Here is an 18,696-nt window from a genome sequence, read left to right as displayed (position 1 = left end):
AACAGGAGCGAAAATGAAGATCCAATCTGTCCGTATCTGCAACTTTCGCGCGTTGAAAGACGTGACGATACCGTTCGATTTCATTACGACCTTCATCGGGCCGAACGGTGCTGGTAAGTCAACAGTTCTTCGTGCACTCGACTGGTTCTTCAACGGTAAACCGGGTTCCCTGACGGAGAAGGATTGCTCTTTTGGGGCAACGGACGAAGAGATCGAGGTCCAAGTTACTTTTGCAGATCTCACCGAAAATGATCGTGAGGCGCTTGGAAAGTACGCACCGGAAGGAGCCGCCACATTCACTGCATGGAAGCGCCGATTCCCCGATGGCACTGATATGCTTTCCGCGAATGCAAAGGGATTCCAAGCTTTCAATGCCATCAAGGCGGCAGGCAGTGCGACTGCGAAGAAAGAGGCGTATACCACCCTTAGGCGCGAGCAACCGGGGCTGGGACTTCCTGCTGCGAACACCGGCTCGGCTGTGGAGCAGGCGATTACAGCTTGGGAAGCGGCACACATTGATCAACTTCTCGATATGCCTGAAGCTTTGCAAACCAATTTTTTCGGGTTCAATAGCGGCGGCAAGATGAGCGGGCTTTTCGACTTCGTTTTGGTGACAGCCGACCTTCGGGCAAGTGAGGAGTCCATCGACGGCAAGGCAAGCATTATCGGGAGAATCCTTGAGCGTTCGATTGACCGAACTGCCGCTGATGAGGCAATCGCTGAGATCGTTGCAGAGTCACGAGCAAAGCAGCAAAGGGTTTATGAAGAGAAATTCAAGGGGCAGATTGGTATCATGACAGAGCAGCTCAATGCAGTTGTCACAGCCTATGCTCCTGGCCGGGCAATCACGGTTTCTCCGGCTGAAGTGGAACTCAAGGCACCACGTACAACATTCGATGTGGCTGTGCTCGACGGCACTACCGAAACTGCGGTAGAGCGTCAAGGGCATGGCTTTCAGCGCACATTGTTGATCTCGGCTCTGCAACTCTTGGCGCAGTCGGGTGCGGCTTCGACCGAGGGAGTCATTTGTTTGGCAATTGAGGAGCCGGAGCTTTTTCAACACCCGATCCAGGCGCAGGCCTTCGCGAAGGTACTCAGGTCGCTCGCTGAGGATGATGGCAAACGCATCCAAGTGGCTTATGCCACGCATAGCCCCTACTTCTTGGAGGCGCGATACTTCCATCAAATCAGACGGCTGACGAGATCAAGTGACGTAGTTCCGATGGTAACGGTTCACTTTGCCACGGTTGAGGATGTGAAAGTTAGGCTTAATGGAACAGTGAATGGCGATGTGGTCGATCGTAGGCTCGACCATAATGTGGCCGATCAGCTTGCGATTGCACTCTTCGCGAATGGTGCCTTACTTGTGGAAGGGCTCACCGAAGCTTCTGTGTTTTACGGGATCGGCGACCGGACCTCCCCAGGCGCTCTTGAGGTAGCCGGTATCTCGATCATTCCTGTGGGAAGCAAGACATCGATACCTCTCGCACATGCGATTCTCAAATCTGTTGGTGTGCCAGTCTACGCACTGTTTGATGCAGATGGTGGTTTCGAAGATCGAGCAAGGCGTAATAATAAGAGTCAAAATGACATAGATAATGAACGAAATAAATGTGCAAAAGAAAATAGAGCATTATTAAAATACTTTGGGTTACCTGAGGATGATTTTCCATCTGATAATGTATTTGATTTTGTTGCAATGTTTCATGACAATCTAGAATCTTTTTTATCGAATAAATGGCCTGAATGGATTGTTTCATGTAACGTTATTGAATCTGAGGCGGGAATAAATCTTTCCAAGAATTGTCTTGCTTACAGGGCTGCAACACTTCGATCGGCAGGTGTAGTGCCTGAAATGCTTACGAAAATTCTGGGCAAAGCGGCAAGCGTTAAACATGCATGAGATTATCTGTCATCACGAAGGGAAATCTCGCAGAACTGGTGAGGGCGGTTATGTGGATAGTCTTCAGTGGGTGTGAGACGGATCCGGAGTCGAGAGTGCTCCGGACACTGCCTGCCCTCCCCCGACATCAGAGTGTTTTCGTTCTCTCTGATTTTCTCTAACTGGTTGCCCCCTCTATCGTGGTGCGAGCGGCATAGCGGCGGTGATCTAGGCGTAGGCCATCAGCTGAATCTGGTGAAGCACCCCGACCACCGCCACCGCCTCGATCATGGCGCTGGTGGTGGTCGGGGTGCAGGGGACACTGGACATGGGCCTTGATGGCCCGCTGATTGCCGACCTGCGCCACGCCGCCACCGATTTGTCCGCGCGGCTGGGCTATGCCGGGGGAACGGCGGCGGTGTCGCCTTCCGGCCAGTAAAAGGAATCCGGCGTCGGGCGGGCCCCGAACACCGCCTGCCCGACCCGCACGATGGTTGCTCCCTCTTCGATGGCGGCGGGGAAGTCCCCGGACATGCCCATCGACAATTCGCACAGGTCAGCACCTTGCGGGGCATCATTGCGTGCCTGATCGCGCAGACTGCGCAGCAGGCGGAAACAGCGGCGGACCTCGGTTTGGTCGGCAGTAAAGGTGGCAAGCGTCATCAGCCCGCGCGGACGCAGGGCATCAAAGGCGGTCAGGCTGCGCAGAAAGGCGGGCAGCTCGGCGGGGGCCAATCCGTACTTGCTGGCCTCGCCCGAGGTGTTGACCTGAATCAGCACATCCAGCCCCCGCCCCAGAGTTTGCAGCCGCCGTTCCAGAGCGGTGGCCAGCGACAGGCGGTCGAGGGAGTGCAGGCTGCTGGCAAAGTCGAGCATCTCCTTCACCTTGTTGCTTTGCAAATGACCAATCATCGCCCAGCGCACCGGCTCGCCAGCCAGCGCGGCGGCTTTGGGGCGGCCCTCCTGCACCTTGTTTTCCCCCAGCTCGCTGGCTCCGGCGGCGATGGCCTGCCGCACCCGCTCGGCAGCAACGGTCTTGGTGACCAGCAGCAGGCGCACCTCACTGGCCGGGCGACCGGCCCGTTCGGCGGCCTCGCGCATCTGCTGCTGTACGTCCTGCAGGGCGGTGGCGATGCTCATGGCAACGCCTCCAGCCACTCGGTCAACAGCCGCCGTCCGGCTTCGCGCAGGGTGGCGCCATGCTGCTGCGCCTCGGTCCGCAGGCGGTTGGGGTCAATTCCGGCCGCGGCCAGCTCGCAGGCATGGCCGATCAACCACGACTCCAGACCATTGCTGGTATCGGCTTCGGGGTGGAACTGCATCGCCAACACCGTAGTGCCGATGGCAAAGGCTTGCGGACAGACCGCCGTCGAGGCCAGCGCCACGGCAGCGGCAGGAACCTCGAAGGCATCGCCATGCCAGTGCAGCACCGGCACGCCGTCCAGATGACGCAGCGGACTGGCGTATCCGGCGGCGCCAAGCGTCAGTGGCGCAAAGCCGATCTCTTTCTCCCCGCCAGGGGCAACACGGGCTCCCAGAGCATGGGCAATCTGCTGGGCACCGAGGCAAATTCCCAGTGTGGGCTTCCCGGCGGCCAGACGCTGCCTGATCAGGACCTGTTCGGTGGCAAGGAACGGATAGGCGGCCTGTTCGTAGACGCCGACCGGACCACCGAGGATCACCAGCAGGTCGGCGGCCAGTGGATCAAGGCCGGACAGGTCCTGCTGCCCGACATCGTGATACTGCACCTGATAGCCCGCCTGCTGCAACACAGCCTCGAAGGTGCCAAGGGTTTCAAACGCGACATGCTGAAGGGCGAGCGCCTGTCTGGTCATGGTCCTCTCCATGGTGGGCGGCGGGATTGCTGCGCCGGGACCCTTCAGGCACTATCGCGTCACCGGCCTGTTGCAAAGAGCCGGATGGTGGCAGAGAGGTAGGCCGGATGGGAAAAGGGGCAACACTGGCACTGGAGGTAAAGCCCGAGGGGCGCGAGCCGCTGTTTCTGGCGCTGGCCCGGGCCCTGATCGCAGATATCGAACGGGGACGCCTGCCGCCGGGAACGGCCTTGCCGGGAACGCGGGCGCTGGCGGCTTCGTTGGGGATGCACCGCAACACCGTTGACGCCGCCTATCAGGACCTGATTTTGCAGGGCTGGCTGGTCAGTGTGCCGTCACGGGGAACCTTTGTGGCCCGCGACCTGCCGGATTGCCCGCAGCTGCGCCCCGTTGACCCTGTGCTGCCCGATCGGGAGCATGCGGTGCGGCCTGCGCCTTTGCCGTTCAGCCTGTCAGACGGTACCCCTGATCCCCGGTTGGCGCCGGTGGTGGCGCTGGCACAGGCGATCCGGCGGGCGTTGCTGTCGCCCTCCTTTCTGTCCTGCCGCGACTATGGCGACCCCTGTGGTCATCCGTTGCTGCGCGAGGCGCTGGCGCTGTATCTGCGTGATGAACGGGGGCTGGCGGTGCGTCCGGCGCAGGTGATGATCACCCGTGGCAGCCAGATGGCGCTGTTTCTCGCCGCGCGCGCGTTGGGACGGGCAGGGGCGGTGATCGCGGTGGAAACACCGGGCTATCCGCTGGCCTGGCGGGCCTTTCAGGCGGCGGGGGTGCAGGTGGTCGGTGTGCCGGTGGACGGTGAGGGGCTGGATGTCGAGGCGCTGGAGCGGCTGGCCGGGAGCCAGCCCGGACTGGTGGCGGTCTACCTCACCCCGCATCACCAGTATCCGACCACGGTGACGCTGGGGGCTGCCCGTCGCCTGCGGTTGCTGGATCTGGTCCGGCGGCATGATCTGGTGATCATCGAAGACGATTACGATCACGAATACCGCTTTGAAGGTCGCCCGCTGTTGCCGCTGGCGGCGCGCAACCATGCGCAGGACAGGGTGATCCATGTCGGGTCGTTATCAAAGCTGATCGCCCCCGGTCTGCGCATTGGCTACGCCATTGCCCCACCAGCCCTGCTGGAGCGGATGGCCGGGCAGCGCGAAGCCATCGACCGGCAGGGCGACGGCCCGCTGGAGCAGGCATTGGGCGAACTGCTGGCCGATGGGACCCTGCGCCGTCATGCCCGCAAGGCGCGGCGGCTGTATCTGGCCCGCCGTGACCGGCTGGTGAGCCTGCTGCGCGCCACGCTGGCGGATCGGACTGATTTTGCCGTTCCGGCAGGGGGGCTGGCGGTCTGGCTGCGTCTGCGCGGAGAGGTGGAACTGGTCGATCAATGGGTGCAACAGGCGGCGGCCTTGGGGTTGGCGGTGCTGCCGGGTCGCCAGTTCTCCCTGACGCCTGCCGCCCCGCCTGCTGCCTTGCGGCTGGGCTTTGCCGCCCTGAGCGAAGACGAGCTGGAACAGGCAGTTGGAGTGCTGGTGCGAGCCTGCCCTGTGGGGTAAGCAGTCGCATCGCGTCGGCCTTGGGGCTGCAAGCCACAAGGTTCAAGGTCGTGAGGTCTTTTCTGGGGCGGGCAATGTTCGTGATGGTTGTGGTGATCTGTGTAAGACGCTGTTTATGTTTTAAGCATCGCCGGTTATCGCTAAAATCAGTTCCCAATTTCCGTGTGGTGCTTTAGGGTGGCGGGACTTTGATTTGCGCCAGACTCTCAATTCCCGACCATTGCTTTGTTGCACCACTCGTATGCCGAATCAATTTTACAGCCTATGCTCCAGGAGATATTGAAAGTGCAACGGCCACATGTTTCTCATATCTTTTCTCAGGACCTTATTTACTGGATAAAGCGCAAGCTGGGGAAAGGCGACTACGTGGCATCTTTTCCCACCTGGAAAGATGCGGCAGACCATTCAACGTCATACACCACCGATACAGCGTTATATCTGGACAAATTTTTTTATCCAAAGCTGAACCATATTAGCAGTTGTTCTCAGGACTGGAGTGTGGCGACGGCCATTTCGCTTGCGTGTCGCGGAAAGGAAAACAATGCCCCGGTGTCCATTCTGGACTTTGGGGGGGGCGTTGGCGTCAGGTTTCTGGAGATGCGGACCCTGTTGACCAATTTGGGAATTCCGAAACTCTGGCGCGTTGTCGAGCTTCCTGATCTGGTTGCCAGAATGAATGAAATTGACCTGCCAGAAGGGTTGGTCTTTGACACCGAGCTGCCTCCGGCGGGGACATCCGATGTTGTGATCGTCGATGGTGTTCTGCAATACATTGAAAACACCTATGACGCTCTCGATGCCTTGCTGAAGTTGTCGGCGAAGTATGTTGTTGTTCGGCGAACCCCTCTTGTCGCCAGCGAGACGGAAATTTTCATCGTTCAGCGGAACAGCATCAAGAACGATGGAACAACGGTTCCGCTTGTTATCGCAAAGAAATCAAAATTTGAGGAAACCATTGTCTCCAATGGCTATGCCATCGTGAATTGCTTTGAGCAGGAGCACGCGGACAAGACGTATTTCTCTGATTTCCAGTACATGACGTATTTTCTCGCAAAAGACCATGAGGGCTGCGAGCCTGCGGCGTAAACCATGCCCTCCGCCCGCTCATTCAGCGGCGGGACGGGCGGCATAGCGGGCGGCAATCCAGGCGCAGGCCATCAACTGAATCTGATGAAACAGCATGATCGGCAACACCACCGCCCCGATCATCGCGCTGGAAAAGATGGCGTTGGCCATCGGCACGCCGCTGACCAGACTCTTTTTCGATCCACAGAACAGGATGGTGATCTGGTCCGCCCGGTTAAAGCCCAAGGCCCGGCTGCCGATCAGGGTCAGCCCCAGCACGCACAGCAGCAGCAGGATATCCAGCAGCACAATCATCGCCAGGTTTTCCAGCGAGAACTGGTGCCAGACGCCTTCGATCACTGCATGGCTGAACGCCAGATAGACCACCATCAGGATCGAGCCGCGATCAACCGGCATCAACAGCTTTTTGCGCGCGCGAATCCACCCTCCGACCCACGGCTGCAACAGTTGCCCGGCGATGAACGGCACCAGCAGTTGCAGCAGGATGGTCTGTAGCGAGTCGAGGGAAAAGCCCCCCGCCGTCTGCCCGAGCGAAAACAGCAGCCCGACCAGCAGCGGGGTGATGAACATCCCCAGAATGTTCGACGCCGATGCCGAGCAAATCGCCGCCGGGATGTTGCCTCCGGCAATCGAGGTGAAAGCAATCGACGATTGCACGGTCGAAGGCAGCACGCACAAATACAGGATACCCAGATACAGCGGATGCGGCAGCAGGCTGTCGGGGATCAGCCCGATCGCCAACCCCAATAACGGGAACACCCCAAAGGTGATGGCCAGAATCAACAGGTGCAGCCGCCAGTGCAGCAAACCGGCAATCACCGTTTCGCGTGACAGGCGGGCCCCATGCAGAAAGAACAGCAGGGCAATGGCGCAGTCGGTCGCAATGCCGAACCCGTGGGCAAACGCCCCGTGGGCCGGGAACAGCGAGGCCAGCAGCACGCACAGCAGCAGGCCGATGGTGAACAGGTCGGGCAGAAAGCGCCGCATGGGGGACTCCTGAGGCATCGGGCACAAGGGTATCTGTCGCAGGGTGTGCCTTATGGCAGATCGAAATACAAACAATAACGGTTATGATGGTTCACCATAAAAATAACCGGAGGCAGCGATGCTTGACCTGACCCATGTGCGCAGTTTCCTGATGGTCAGCGATGTCGGCAGTTTCAGTCTGGCGGCACGACGGTTGGGGCTGAATCAGTCCACCATCAGCCAGCATGTCCGCCGTCTGGAAGACCGCCTCGGGCGGCGGTTGCTGGTACGCGATACCCACCATGTGGCGCTGACCGCCGATGGCGAAGCCCTGCTGCCGGATGCGCGGCTGATGCTGGCGCTGGCCAGCAAGGTGGACCAGCATTTCAGCGCCGCCAACCTGCGCGGCCACCTGCGGCTGGGGGTATCCGAAGATCTGGTCGGGCGACAGTTGCCGTTGATTCTCGATGCCTTTGCCTGTGCCCATCCATCGGTTGATCTGGCGCTGACGGTGGCCCTGTCAGCGCCGCTGTTTGCCATGCAGGACGCGGGCGAGATTGATCTGGTGTTCGCCAAGCGACGGGTGGGGGAAACGCGTGGCCGTTTTGTTTGCCGCGAGCCGCTGGTGTGGCTGGCCCGCGACCCCGAGCGGCTGGGGCAGGCCCGTCCGTTGCCGCTGATTGCCTTTTCACCGCCCAGCATCACCCGCGCCATTGCGCTGGAAACGCTGGAGCGGGCGGGCATCCCGTGGCGTCTGAGCTGTACCTGCGAAAGCCTGAGCGGCCTGACCGCAGCGGCGCGGGCCGGGATGGGGGTGTTTGTGCAGCCGCGGCGGCTGGCCCCGTCGGGATTGCGTGAGGTTTCGCCGGACCTGCTGCCGCCGCTGGACGACGTGGAGTTCATTCTGGTGGCGCGCAAGGGGGCCGATCAGGCACTGGTCCGGGCACTGTCGGACGAGGTGATGCGGACCATGGCCGGGATGCCGGTGGTGTGAGATGAAAAAAAACCGCCAGAGCCTCCCGGTACACCGGGGATGCTCTGGCGGGAAGGTGCGGGACGCGCGCCCGACTGGAGGAGCGGGGCAGCGTTTCCCAGGGTGATCCCGGAGTGATCAGGACATGATCAGGGACATCGACCAACCTGAGCGCAGTGTCGCGCCGGGGTGGATAGATTTATGGATTGTGAAATTGATTTCGTCAAATGGAATTCGATGGGCTTTTCCTGTTGACGTAATTCATTCCGTTATTCAGAATTTCTGCAACGGGCATGATCAACCAAAACCAATCAAGGCCCGATCCATAAACGGGAGGCCACACCATGACAGCCCTGTCAGGGATACCCGCACCGGGACGACCGGTGCGAGGCGGCACAGCCGCGCGCGGAAAGGGAGGCGGCTGATGTTGGCGCAATTCCTTCAATATCTGTTTTCCGGCATCACCATCGGCGCCACCTATGCGCTGGCGGCGCTGGGATTCACCATGATTTACAATGCCAGCACGGTGATCAACTTTGCCCAGGGCGAGTTCATCATGCTGGGTGGCATGCTGGCGGTGATGTTCCAGCAGGCCGGTTTTCCGCTGCCGCTGGCGGTGCTGCTGGCGATCATCGTGCCGTCGCTGGTGGGCGTGCTGATGGAAAAGATGGTGGTCGAGCCGGTGCGCTCGGCCGATACGGTCAACATCATCATCATCACCATCGGGGCATCGCTGGTGATTCGCGGTGTGGTGCAGGTGGTGTTCGGCAAGGGGGCCTTCATGCTGTCGTCGTTTTCCGGTGACACGCCGGTTGAAATCGGCGGGGCGATGATCATGCCGCAGAGCTTCTGGGTGATCGGGGTGTCGGCGCTGGTGGTGGTCGGGCTGTGGTATTTCTTCACCCGCACCCTGACCGGCAAGGCGATGCTGGCGACCTCGTTCAACCGCACCGCTGCCGAGCTGGTCGGCATCAACACCAGTTGGGTGCTGTGGATGAGCTTTGCCATGTCGGCGGCGGTTGGCGCGCTGGGCGGTGTACTGGTGACGCCGCTGACCATGACCTCTTATGACAGCGGTATCATGCTGGGGCTGAAGGGCTTTGTGGCGGCGGTGGTCGGGGGTCTGGGCAGCGGTGCCGGGGCGCTGGTGGGCGGCTTGCTGGTCGGTGTGCTCGAAGCGATGGGGGCGGGCTATCTGTCGTCGTCCTACAAGGATGCGCTGCCGTTTGTCCTGATCCTGCTGATCCTGTTCTTCCTGCCGCGCGGGCTGTTCGGCTCCCGCCAGACGGAGCGCGTCTAGCCATGATCCGACCCGTCATTCTCCGACCCATGGCACTTCGACCGGCAACCCTTGGGCTGGTGGCACTGGCCGTGCTGGTGCTGGTGCTGCCGCTGGTGATCAGCAACAGCTTTTACCTTGATCTGGTGATCCGGATTGCCATCAACGCCATCATCGTGCTGGGACTGAACCTGCTGATCGGCTTTGCCGGGCAGATCAGCTTTGGTCATGCCGGCTTTCTGGGCATCGGTGCCTATGCCAGTGCGGTCCTGCCGACTCATTTCGGCTGGCCGCCCCTGCTGGCCCTGATAGCCGGAGCCGCCGCCGCTGCGGCATTGGCGGCGGTGATGGCCTGGCCGATTTTCCGCCTGAAGGGCCATTATCTGGCGATGGCGACATTGGGGCTGGGGATCATCCTCAACCTGATTTTCCGCAACGAAGCCAGCTATACCGGCGGCCCGGACGGCATGGCGGTTCCGGCGATGGAGCTGTTTGGCCTTCAGCTGTCACGGGACCGTCAATGGTACTGGGTGATTGCGGCCCTGCTGCTGGTCAGTGTGTGGGCGTCGCTGAACATCATCGACTCGCCGTTCGGGCGGGCGTTGCGCGCCCTGCATGGCTCGGACGTGGCGGCGCGGGTGGTGGGGGTCGATATCGCCCGCTACAAGATGGCAATCTTTGTGATGTCGGCCACCTTTGCCAGCATCATGGGCAGCATCACCGCCCACTACGTTGGCTTTGTCACCCCGAACATCGCCGACTTCTTCCACTCGGTCGAGCTGGTGACGATGGTGGTGGTCGGTGGCATGGCCTCGGTGTTCGGCTCGCTGCTGGGGGCGGTGCTGCTGACCATCCTGCCGCAGGCGCTGGCCACCTTTGAAGGATGGGAAACCGTGGCCTTTGGCGCGATCCTGATCCTGTGCATGATTTTCATGCCGCGCGGGTTGCTGCCGACGCTGGCCGCCCGTCTTGGCAGCCTTCGTTTTGCGGTTGCCCGCCTGCGGGCGGGTCGCTCTGCCGGGGAGTCCGACTCATGATGGCCCGAACCTCAACAGCCCCCGCCACGCCGGTTCTCAGCGTGCGCGACCTGTCGATCAATTTCGGCGGAGTGCGGGCGGTGCAGAATGTCAGTTTTGATATTGCCAGTGGTTGTATCTATTCGGTGATTGGTCCGAACGGCGCCGGGAAAACCACCCTGTTCAACCTGATCACCGGCGTTTATGTGCCGACCGCCGGAGAAATCCTGCTCGACGGCCAGCCGGTGCAGGGGCAACCGCCGCACCGGCTGGCCCGGCGCGGGGTGGCCCGCACCTTCCAGAACCTGCAAGTCTGCCTCAACATGACCGCGCTGGAAAACGTGATGGTCGGGGCGCATCTGCGGCTGGATCGCAATGTGCTGAAGGCGGCCTTTCGCTGGCCGTCCCTGCGGCGGGCCGATCAGGCCCTGCATCAGGAAGCCGCCGAACTGATGCGCTTTGTCGGGCTGGAGCATGCGCTGGAGGCGCGCGCCGATGCGATGTCCTATGGCGCGCTGAAACGGCTGGAAATTGCCCGCGCTCTGGCGATGAAGCCACGGTTGCTGTTCCTTGATGAACCAGCGGCGGGCCTCAATCCGCGCGAGACGCTGGAGATTGACGAGCTGATTCGCAAGGTGGCCGTCTCCGGGGTGACGGTGGTGCTGGTCGAGCATGACATGAAGATGGTGATGAGCCTGTCCGACCGCATTCTGGTGCTGGACTACGGCAAAAAGCTGGCCGAAGGCACCGCTGCAGAAATCCGCCAGGACCCGGCGGTGATCGCCGCCTATCTGGGAGCCGGAGCCGCAGGAGAAACCCCATGAGCATCCCTGAAACACCGGCCCCGTTGCTGGCGGTCAGCGGGCTGGAAAGCTGTTATGGCCGCATCAAGGCGCTGAAAGGCGTGTCGCTGGAGGTCGCCAGCGGCGAGCTGGTGGCGCTGGTCGGGGCCAATGGCGCGGGCAAGACCACCTTCCTGCGCACCCTGTCGGGGGTGCAGCCGGCCAGCGCGGGCCAAATCCTGTTTGCCGGGGAGGCCATCGAGCGTCTGCGCCCCGAGCAGCGGGTGCGGCGCGGCATTTGCCAAAGCCCGGAAGGGCGGCAGGTGTTCGGCCCGCTGAGCATTGAAGACAACCTGCGTCTGGGTGGCTACACCCGGTCCGCGGCGGAGGTCAGCGAGGACCTCGACAAGATTTATCAGCTGTTTCCGGTGCTGCGCGACAAACGCCGTCTGGCGGCGGGCACCTTGTCCGGTGGGCAACAGCAGATGGTGGCGATCGGGCGGGCCTTGATGGGGCGGCCCCGGCTGCTGCTGCTCGACGAACCGTCGATGGGGCTGGCCCCGCTGATGGTCGAGGAGGTGTTTGCCGTCATCCGCCGCCTGCGGGCCGAGGGCATGACCATCCTGCTGGTCGAACAGAACGCCTTTGGTGCGCTGGCGCTGGCCGACCGTGGCTATGTCCTTGAAACCGGCACCATCACCCTGACCGGCAGTGGAGCCGAGTTGTTGCAGAACGAACAGGTGCGCGCCGCCTATCTGGGATTATGAGACCATGAGCAACACAGACTATGAAACGCTGGAGATCGTCCGCGCCGGAGCGGTGGCGACGGTGTGGATGAATCGTCCGGCGGTCCACAATGCCTTTAATGAAACACTGATTGCCGACCTGACCGCCGTCTGTGCCGAGCTGGCCGGGGATGATCAGGTGCGGGTGGTGGTGCTGGCCGGGCGCGGCAAGAGCTTTTCAGCCGGGGCGGACCTCGGCTGGATGCAACGCGCCGGACAGGCATCAGAGGCTGACAATCTCGCCGATGCCCGCCGACTGGCCGAAATGCTGCGGGCACTGGCCGAACTGGGCAAGCCAACCATCGCCCGCGTCCACGGGGCGGCGCTGGGCGGCGGGTTGGGACTGGCGGCGGCCTGTGACATGTGCGTGGCGACGCCGCAGGCGGTGTTTGCCACCTCGGAAGTTCTGTTCGGCATCATCCCGTCGGCGATCAGCCCCTATGTGATCCGGGCGATTGGCGAGCGGCAGGCCGCCCGCTATTTCCTGTCCGCCGAACGGATGTCAGCCGAGCGGGCGGGGCAATTGGGGTTGGCGCACGAGGTGGTGCCTGCCGAGGCGCTTGATCAACGGCTGGAGGAGCTGACCACTGCCTTGCTGCGCGGCGGCCCGCAGGCACAGGCCGCCGCCAAGCAGCTGATTGCCGTGTCCGGGGTGCGGGCAGTCTCGGATGCCCTGATCGAAGAAACCGCCCGCCGCATCGCCCGCCTGCGCTCCGGGGCCGAAGCGCGCGAAGGGCTGGGAGCCTTTCTGGAAAAGCGCCCACCGTCGTGGCTGGCGGGGTAGCGGGTTTTTCAGGAGAGAACAGACAAGACCGGGCAGGGAAATCTGCCCGGTTTTTTCATGGAGAAACGCGTATAGAGAGTGTGGCGGTGTATTTGTTCTTTTTATGTTCTTAAGGGCGTGCTAGGGTTTTGACGGTGCCCGCTGGAACGGGGCTTTGGATTCGTACGATGCAACCTATGAGGTATCATTGTAAAATGCAAACCCATAAATGTTTCCAGCGCCGTGCCCGATGGCCTCTTGTGTGGGGAATGGTGATGACCGTCGCCGTTTCCGGGATGATGCCGGGGCCGGGGCATGCCGAAGAACCTGCCGACAACGCGCCAGCGGAGTCCCCCGCCAACACGACCCTGCACAGCACCTTGCCCGGCCCGTTTCCGGGGCAGGTGATCAAGGTGGTCGATGGCGACACCATCAGGGCCTCGATCCAGATCTGGCTGGGGCAGACAACGGTGACCTCCATCCGGGTGCGTGGCGTTGACACCCCCGAATTGCGCGGCAAATGCGTCGAGGAAAAAGACAAGGCCCGGCAGGCGAAGGCGCAGGTCAGCCTGTGGGCTCCGCCCGACGTCGCAATTCAGGTGCTGAATGTGCAGACTGACAAATACGGCGGGCGGGTGGTGGCCGATGTGCTGTTGCCCGATGGCCGCCTGTTACGGGATGCATTGATTGAGGCTGGTCTGGCCCGGCCTTATGACGGCAGCAAGCGGCAACCGTGGTGTCCGTAACGATGCCCGTCTTTATGGGGTCGCTTTCTTTCCGGCCACCACCAGCCCGATTCCCGACACGATGGCCAGCGCTGAAATGCCCAGCAGAAGGGTGAACGGCTCGCCGAGAAACATCGCCCCGCCCAGAGTGGCGAGCAACGGCACGCTCAGTTGCAGGGTGGCGGCGCGGGTGACGGTCAGGTGACGCAGGGCGGCATACCACAGCACATAGCCGAGACCGGAGGTGATCGCCCCGGAGACCACCGCATAGCCGACGCCGGTCCAGTCGGCAGACACTCCATTGGTGACTGCCACCCCGGCCAGCACCAGCAGGGCGCAGGGGGTGGCCCGCACAAAGTTGCCTGCGGTGGCGGCAATCGGGTCGGTGGTCCCCCGGCCCAGCAGGGAATAGGCTCCCCAGGCAATGCCGGACATGACCATCAGGGTGGCACTGGTCAGCGGTGGCGCTCCCAGCTTGGGCAGCATCAGCACCACCAGTCCGCCGACCGCACAGGCCAGCCCGACCCATTGCACCCCCGACAGCCGTTCGCCGATGATCAGGCCGTACAGGATCATGCTGATCTGGATCGAAGCGAACAGCAGCAGGGCGCCGGTTCCCGCCGGAATGGTTAGATAGGCCAGGGCAAAGGCCAGCGCGTAGACAAACAGCGCGATGGCGGCTTTCCACGATCCGGCCAACAAGGCCCCGGAAGCTCCGCCCCGGCGCTGTAGCGATACGATCAGCCACAGAATCGCCGCCCCGGAGCCAAGGCGCAGGGCAACAAAGCTGACCGGATCGAGGGCGGTATCACGCAGGGCCACCCGGCACAGCAGGGAATTGCCGGCAAAGGCCAGCAAGGCGGTGGCGATCAACAGCAACAGACGCATGGCGGGCCTCGGGGGGCGAGGAGGAGGGGCGAGTCAGCGTGCCGGACAGTGGGGAGGATGCAATAGGACCAAAGGAGAAGACGCAAAAAATGTGGCGCTGCGGCAATATTTGATGTTGGGATATCATCATGTTGCAAACAAAAATAATATGCTGGTTGCTGTAATGCCAAAATGATTTGTATGGAAAATATGCCGAGTGTATAGAAAATTAATTAAATACATATTGATGCAATTTTATTTTATCTTGATTTTGGACGCATCATTTATTTCGGCAGGAAAAATTTCATTTGCCGAATTTTATTTTTATATCTCTCTGTTGGATTTATCTTTCCGGAACTCTTTATTTTTGTCCTCACGGGCATGTGTGTCACAGCACGGAAACACTTACTGGTTATTGAGTCATTGATATTCACCTATAGATAGTATTTATCCAGTGCATGGCTCACAGTTGAAAAGTGCTGGCTATGCAACCCTTGGAAAATGTCTTTTTGCCGGTCTCGCTGCCTGCGTCGGTCGCCTCTGAAACGCATGGGCGTGGCTGTGATGGTCTGGCTCCGGCCTTTGGCGAAGCGGCCTTCACCGGTGCTCTGGCCATCGCCGCCCGCAAGGTGCAGGCGTTGCTGGCCAGTCAGGAGATCGAAGGCGTCCGTCTGGAACGGCCTCATGCCCTGCTGGCAGCCGCTCGCAGCCTGATGGTGGACGAAGCGGTGGACGCGGACGGGATGGCGTTTGATGCCGACCGTTTTGCCGACATCCTCGACCTTTATCTGCGAACCGGCATCAAGGTGAACTCGCGCGGCTATATGGCTCGGCAGTTTTCCTCTGTTGTGCCTGTGTCGGCGGTCTTTGATCTGGTCAGCGCCATCGCGCCGCAACCAGCCTCGTATTACGAAGCCGGACAGTTGGCCAATGTGGCCGACAAATTGATCGCCGAGCAGTTTGCGCCGCTGATCGGCTGGGAGGCCGGGACGTTCGAGATGGTGACCACCTCGGGCGCGTCGCTGGCCAACATGACAGCGGTGCTGGCAGCGCGCAACCGGCGGCTGGGGCAAAGCTGGCAGCAGGGCGTTCAGCCGCAGGCCGACGGGCGACGTCCGGCGATTGCCATTGGTGGCGATGCGCACTTTTCGGTCAGCCGCATCGCCGGGGTGATCGGGATCGGGCAGGATCAGGTGATCCGCCTGCCGCTCAATGATCGCCGACAGGTGCATGTCGAGCAGGCGGCGCAGGCGCTGGAGCAAGCGGCAGCGCGCGGGCTGGATGTGTTCTGCATCGTGGCGGCGGCGGGGACCACCTCGATCGGGGCCATCGACCCGCTGCCGGAACTGGCGGCGCTGGCCCGCAAGTGGGGGGCGTGGCTGCATGTCGATGCCGCCCACAATGGCTCGTTTCTGGTGTCGGACAACCTGCGGCCCCGCCTGCGCGGGCTGGAACTGGCGGATTCGTTCTGCCTTGACGCCCATAAGACGCTGTTCGTTCCGGCCCTGTGCACCCTGCTGTTTTACCGCGACCCGGACAGCGCGGCGGCGGCGTTCCCGGAAAAGGCCAGCTATGTGTTTGATCCGCTGGAAGACGAGATGAGTCTGTTCCAGAGCGGCATCAAGAATTTTGAATGCACCAAGCGACCGTCGATCCTGAACCTGTGGCTGGTGTGGGCGCTGTTCGGGCGACGGCTGTTTGAACAAAAGCTCGACTATCTGGTGATGCTGACCGAACTGACCCACGACTATCTGGCGGCGCAGCCGGATTTTGCGGTGATGCATCGCCCCGAAGCCAACATCCTGTGCTTTACCCACCACCCCGCCGGATTGCCTGCCGAACGGCTGGGCGACCTGCATCTGGAACTGCGCAACCGCATCCGCGCCGAGGGCCGCTATTTCCTGTCGAAGGTCGAACTGGACGGGGTGACGGTGCTGCGGCTGGTGATGATGAACCACCAGATCACCATGGACGATGTGATCGACATGATTGGCGAGGTCCGCCGTCATGCCCGCGAAATTTGCGCCGACTGGGGCATTGCTGCGGGTGCGGCTGCCGAGGCCGAGATGATTTTTTCCCCCCAGACGATGAGCAAACCATGCTGATAGAGCAAAGCGCCGGTCATGACCTTGTGGCGTCCCTGATCCCTGATGATGTTCTGTGTCCGGCGTCGATTGATGACGTGCTGGCGTTGCCGTCGTTCCTGTCGGTGTTGCGGGCGGCGGAGTCGCGTCTGGGCTGTCCGCTGGCGATGATGCCGATGGGAACGCAGGACCGGCTGATTCAGCGTCGCCTGCGGCAACTGGTGGAGATTGCCCGCGTCAACCCGCTGTGGCGCGAGCGGATCAATGCTGCGGTTGGCGATGGTCCGGTGGATACTTACGAGGCCTTTCAGGCCCTGCCGATCACCGACAAGGACACCTTCAGCACCCTGTTCACCGGCGAGCGGGCCGGGATGGTGGTGCCGATTGACCGCTGCGGGTTCGAAGTGGTGGCCAGTGGCGGCACCTCGTCCGGGCGTCCGTCCGAGACGGTCTATCCGCTGGACGAGCTGCAGGAAACCTATGAGTGGGCGGGCGAGTTCATGGGGCGGGCGATGATGGCGCCGCTGCTGCCGGGACCAGGGCCGAAGTGGGTGTCCACCACGCTGGCCGACTACCAGATGTGGAGCAGCGGCACGATGGTCGGCGGGGTGCTGCAAAAGATTCCCGGCGTCAACTATATCGGGGCCGGGCCGATGAGCCGCGATGTCTACAAGCTGATGATGTCCTATCCCGGCCCGAAGGCGATCATGGGCATTACCCAGAGCATCGCCCTGCTGGCCGACTTTGCCGAAGTCCTGAGCCAGACCGAACGCGACAGCCTGCACATTGCCCTCTATGGCAGCGGCCTGCTGACGCCCAAGGTGCGGGCCGACCTGCAGGCGGCCTACCCGAACCTCAAGATTCTCAGCTATTTCGCGGCCACTCAGGCGGAAACCATCGGCTTGCAACTGGACCCTGACAGTCCTGTGCTGACGACGGTGCCCGGCCTGCACCTGATCGAAGTGGTCGATGAAAACGGCCGCTGGGTGGCCGAAGGCGAAGAGGGCGAGCTGGTGGTCACCCGCCTGTTCGGCAATGCCGCTCCGGTGCTGCGTTACAAGGTCGGTGACCGGGTGATCCGCCGTCCCGACCGCCAGCCTGATCAGCAGCCAGCGGGCCTGCGGGCGATGCAGTTCGAATATGCCGGGCGCAGCGGTGATTTCATGCACATCGCCGACACCCAGTATTCGGCCCCGCGCGCGCTGGCGGCAATCAGCGAGGAATTCAAATCGCGCGACCTGCTCGACATCGACGCGGTGGCCGCCAACGTCCAGTTCCAGATCACCCGCTCGTCGCGCCAGTTCCTGCTGGTGGTGGCCGCACCCGGTCTGCGCGACAGGCTGCCGGAGCTGGCGAAGGCGCTGGGGTCGGACGGAGCGGCCCCGGTGATGATCGCCGGGCTGATCCGCTCGATGTCGTTGTTCGATGGCATGGAGGCCACCGAGGCCACCTTGCGCGAGTCCGGCTATCGCTTTGGCTTGCGGCTGGTCGAGCCGAACGGACCGGAGCTGGTCCGTACTGAAGTCGGCAAGGTCCCCTTGGTGGTGGACCGGGTATAGGAGAGACAAATGCTTCCGGTACTTAACATTCAGGTCTACGTCGATGTGGTGGCGCTGCTGGTCGGCAAGCCGGTCGAACGGTCGGTGTTCCTGTATGACGATGGCCCGTTTCCCGGCAGTGGCATGGGGACGCCTGCCCTGTCCAGCCCGGTCGGGCCGGGGCAGTGGGTGCGCTGGACGATGACCCCGATCGACGTGCAGACGCCGGTGTGGATTGATTCACTGACCTTTGGCTGCGGCACGGTTCCGGCACCGTCGGTGACCGACCTGCCGCGCTCGGACGAACTGCCCGGCCCGACGCCGCTGTGGGCGCGCAGTTGGGAAGGGATGATCCCGCCTGTCGGGCTGACCCCGGATACCACCTATCCCTATCGCATGGTGATCGGCTTTGGTGAAGACGACGGCAAGCTGGTGGCGCTCGACGGGGCATCGCTGGCCTACCTGCCGGTTTATCACGGGCCGCAGGCGGCGGAAGCGCCGGTCTCTGCTGCCGCTGATCATCCAGCTTATTCGGCAGCCTGTCATGCCGATGGCATTCTGTAGC

17 protein-coding genes are annotated in these 18,696 nt (G+C 61.9%); 13 read left to right on the top strand and 4 right to left on the bottom strand.

Annotated elements, in window-relative coordinates; translation table 11 throughout:
* The first annotated feature begins 13 nt into the window (after positions 1-13).
* Positions 14-1,903, top strand: coding sequence for an ATP-dependent nuclease (locus tag BW995_RS13275; protein ID WP_076400866.1), 1,890 nt, complete (start codon positions 14-16; stop codon positions 1,901-1,903).
* 375 nt (positions 1,904-2,278) lie between these two features.
* Here BW995_RS13275 and BW995_RS13270 read toward each other — a convergent pair whose 3' ends face one another.
* Both BW995_RS13270 and BW995_RS13265 read right to left on the bottom strand, forming a co-directional pair.
* Positions 2,279-3,022, bottom strand: a complete 744-nt coding sequence (locus BW995_RS13270; RefSeq protein ID WP_076400865.1) for a YggS family pyridoxal phosphate-dependent enzyme — start codon at positions 3,020-3,022, stop codon at positions 2,279-2,281.
* Entirely contained in the window at positions 3,019-3,717 is a 699-nt protein-coding gene (locus tag BW995_RS13265; RefSeq protein WP_076400864.1) for a glutamine amidotransferase, read from the bottom strand. Before BW995_RS13265 ends, BW995_RS13270 begins: the two co-directional genes overlap by 4 nt.
* Before the next feature lie 107 nt (positions 3,718-3,824).
* Between BW995_RS13265 and pdxR the strand changes: the two genes are divergently transcribed.
* Positions 3,825-5,267 (top strand): MocR-like pyridoxine biosynthesis transcription factor PdxR, encoded by a 1,443-nt coding sequence (gene pdxR / locus BW995_RS13260; protein ID WP_076400863.1) that lies wholly within the window; start codon positions 3,825-3,827, stop codon positions 5,265-5,267.
* A 285-nt stretch (positions 5,268-5,552) separates the two neighbouring features.
* Positions 5,553-6,353 carry a methyltransferase, TIGR04325 family gene (locus tag BW995_RS13255; RefSeq protein WP_076400862.1) on the top strand — a complete coding sequence of 267 codons (801 nt, stop codon included), beginning with the start codon at positions 5,553-5,555 and terminating at the stop codon, positions 6,351-6,353.
* A gap of 18 nt (positions 6,354-6,371) precedes the next feature.
* Here BW995_RS13255 and BW995_RS13250 read toward each other — a convergent pair whose 3' ends face one another.
* A complete protein-coding gene (locus BW995_RS13250) occupies positions 6,372-7,340 on the bottom strand; it encodes a bile acid:sodium symporter family protein (RefSeq protein ID WP_076400861.1) in 969 nt (322 codons plus the stop codon).
* A 118-nt stretch (positions 7,341-7,458) separates the two neighbouring features.
* Between BW995_RS13250 and BW995_RS13245 the strand changes: the two genes are divergently transcribed.
* From BW995_RS13245 to BW995_RS13215, 7 genes are all read left to right on the top strand, one after another.
* Positions 7,459-8,313 (top strand): LysR family transcriptional regulator, encoded by an 855-nt coding sequence (locus BW995_RS13245; protein ID WP_076400860.1) that lies wholly within the window; start codon positions 7,459-7,461, stop codon positions 8,311-8,313.
* Positions 8,314-8,716: 403 nt separating this feature from the next.
* Positions 8,717-9,592 carry a branched-chain amino acid ABC transporter permease gene (locus tag BW995_RS13240; protein WP_076400859.1) on the top strand — a complete coding sequence of 292 codons (876 nt, stop codon included), beginning with the start codon at positions 8,717-8,719 and terminating at the stop codon, positions 9,590-9,592.
* Positions 9,593-9,594: 2 nt separating this feature from the next.
* Positions 9,595-10,608, top strand: coding sequence for a branched-chain amino acid ABC transporter permease (locus tag BW995_RS13235; RefSeq protein WP_245821443.1), 1,014 nt, complete (start codon positions 9,595-9,597; stop codon positions 10,606-10,608).
* Positions 10,605-11,411 (top strand): ABC transporter ATP-binding protein, encoded by an 807-nt coding sequence (locus BW995_RS13230; RefSeq protein ID WP_245821442.1) that lies wholly within the window; start codon positions 10,605-10,607, stop codon positions 11,409-11,411. The genes BW995_RS13235 and BW995_RS13230 overlap by 4 nt, the downstream gene beginning before the upstream one ends.
* On the top strand, positions 11,408-12,136 hold the full coding sequence (locus BW995_RS13225) for an ABC transporter ATP-binding protein (RefSeq protein WP_076400858.1): 729 nt from the start codon (positions 11,408-11,410) through the stop codon (positions 12,134-12,136). Before BW995_RS13230 ends, BW995_RS13225 begins: the two co-directional genes overlap by 4 nt.
* A gap of 4 nt (positions 12,137-12,140) precedes the next feature.
* Positions 12,141-12,938, top strand: a complete 798-nt coding sequence (locus tag BW995_RS13220) for an enoyl-CoA hydratase/isomerase family protein (protein ID WP_076400857.1) — start codon at positions 12,141-12,143, stop codon at positions 12,936-12,938.
* A 254-nt stretch (positions 12,939-13,192) separates the two neighbouring features.
* Positions 13,193-13,663: a thermonuclease family protein gene (locus BW995_RS13215; protein WP_076400856.1), complete on the top strand. Its 471-nt coding sequence runs from the start codon at positions 13,193-13,195 to the stop codon at positions 13,661-13,663.
* A gap of 12 nt (positions 13,664-13,675) precedes the next feature.
* Here the strand turns inward: BW995_RS13215 and BW995_RS13210 are convergent, their stop codons facing one another.
* A complete protein-coding gene (locus BW995_RS13210) occupies positions 13,676-14,530 on the bottom strand; it encodes a DMT family transporter (RefSeq protein WP_076400855.1) in 855 nt (284 codons plus the stop codon).
* Positions 14,531-14,994: 464 nt separating this feature from the next.
* Between BW995_RS13210 and BW995_RS13205 the strand changes: the two genes are divergently transcribed.
* Genes BW995_RS13205 through BW995_RS13195 form a run of 3 tightly spaced genes read left to right on the top strand, consistent with a single transcriptional unit; the run spans position 14,995 to position 18,695 of the window.
* The gene (locus BW995_RS13205; protein WP_076400854.1) at positions 14,995-16,614 is read left to right on the top strand and encodes a pyridoxal phosphate-dependent decarboxylase family protein; all 1,620 of its coding nucleotides are present in this window, start codon (positions 14,995-14,997) and stop codon (positions 16,612-16,614) included.
* Entirely contained in the window at positions 16,608-18,152 is a 1,545-nt protein-coding gene (locus BW995_RS13200) for a phenylacetate--CoA ligase family protein (RefSeq protein WP_076400853.1), read from the top strand. Before BW995_RS13205 ends, BW995_RS13200 begins: the two co-directional genes overlap by 7 nt.
* A 9-nt stretch (positions 18,153-18,161) precedes the next feature.
* A complete protein-coding gene (locus BW995_RS13195) occupies positions 18,162-18,695 on the top strand; it encodes a hypothetical protein (RefSeq protein WP_076400852.1) in 534 nt (177 codons plus the stop codon).
* The last annotated feature ends 1 nt before the right edge of the window (position 18,696 follow it).

The organism is Insolitispirillum peregrinum, assembly GCF_900156605.1.
Classification (GTDB): domain Bacteria; phylum Pseudomonadota; class Alphaproteobacteria; order Rhodospirillales; family Rhodospirillaceae; genus Insolitispirillum; species Insolitispirillum peregrinum.
Note: the sequence above shows the minus strand (reverse complement) of the source record. Positions and strands in the feature narration are given on the sequence as shown.

What these genes read in the sequence shown, in the direction of transcription:
- BW995_RS13220 (WP_076400857.1), top strand. Translation starts at nt 12,141, where the DNA reads ATGAGCAACACAGACTATGAAACGCTGGAGATCGTCCGCGCCGGAGCG.
- BW995_RS13195 (WP_076400852.1), top strand. Translation starts at nt 18,162, where the DNA reads ATGCTTCCGGTACTTAACATTCAGGTCTACGTCGATGTGGTGGCGCTG.
- BW995_RS13215 (WP_076400856.1), top strand. Translation starts at nt 13,193, where the DNA reads ATGACCGTCGCCGTTTCCGGGATGATGCCGGGGCCGGGGCATGCCGAA.
- BW995_RS13275 (WP_076400866.1), top strand. Translation starts at nt 14, where the DNA reads ATGAAGATCCAATCTGTCCGTATCTGCAACTTTCGCGCGTTGAAAGAC.
- BW995_RS13250 (WP_076400861.1), bottom strand. Translation starts at nt 7,340, where the DNA reads ATGCGGCGCTTTCTGCCCGACCTGTTCACCATCGGCCTGCTGCTGTGC.
- pdxR (WP_076400863.1), top strand. Translation starts at nt 3,825, where the DNA reads ATGGGAAAAGGGGCAACACTGGCACTGGAGGTAAAGCCCGAGGGGCGC.
- BW995_RS13225 (WP_076400858.1), top strand. Translation starts at nt 11,408, where the DNA reads ATGAGCATCCCTGAAACACCGGCCCCGTTGCTGGCGGTCAGCGGGCTG.
- BW995_RS13200 (WP_076400853.1), top strand. Translation starts at nt 16,608, where the DNA reads ATGCTGATAGAGCAAAGCGCCGGTCATGACCTTGTGGCGTCCCTGATC.
- BW995_RS13265 (WP_076400864.1), bottom strand. Translation starts at nt 3,717, where the DNA reads ATGACCAGACAGGCGCTCGCCCTTCAGCATGTCGCGTTTGAAACCCTT.
- BW995_RS13245 (WP_076400860.1), top strand. Translation starts at nt 7,459, where the DNA reads ATGCTTGACCTGACCCATGTGCGCAGTTTCCTGATGGTCAGCGATGTC.
- BW995_RS13240 (WP_076400859.1), top strand. Translation starts at nt 8,717, where the DNA reads ATGTTGGCGCAATTCCTTCAATATCTGTTTTCCGGCATCACCATCGGC.
- BW995_RS13230 (WP_245821442.1), top strand. Translation starts at nt 10,605, where the DNA reads ATGATGGCCCGAACCTCAACAGCCCCCGCCACGCCGGTTCTCAGCGTG.
- BW995_RS13205 (WP_076400854.1), top strand. Translation starts at nt 14,995, where the DNA reads ATGCAACCCTTGGAAAATGTCTTTTTGCCGGTCTCGCTGCCTGCGTCG.
- BW995_RS13210 (WP_076400855.1), bottom strand. Translation starts at nt 14,530, where the DNA reads ATGCGTCTGTTGCTGTTGATCGCCACCGCCTTGCTGGCCTTTGCCGGC.
- BW995_RS13235 (WP_245821443.1), top strand. Translation starts at nt 9,595, where the DNA reads ATGATCCGACCCGTCATTCTCCGACCCATGGCACTTCGACCGGCAACC.
- BW995_RS13270 (WP_076400865.1), bottom strand. Translation starts at nt 3,022, where the DNA reads ATGAGCATCGCCACCGCCCTGCAGGACGTACAGCAGCAGATGCGCGAG.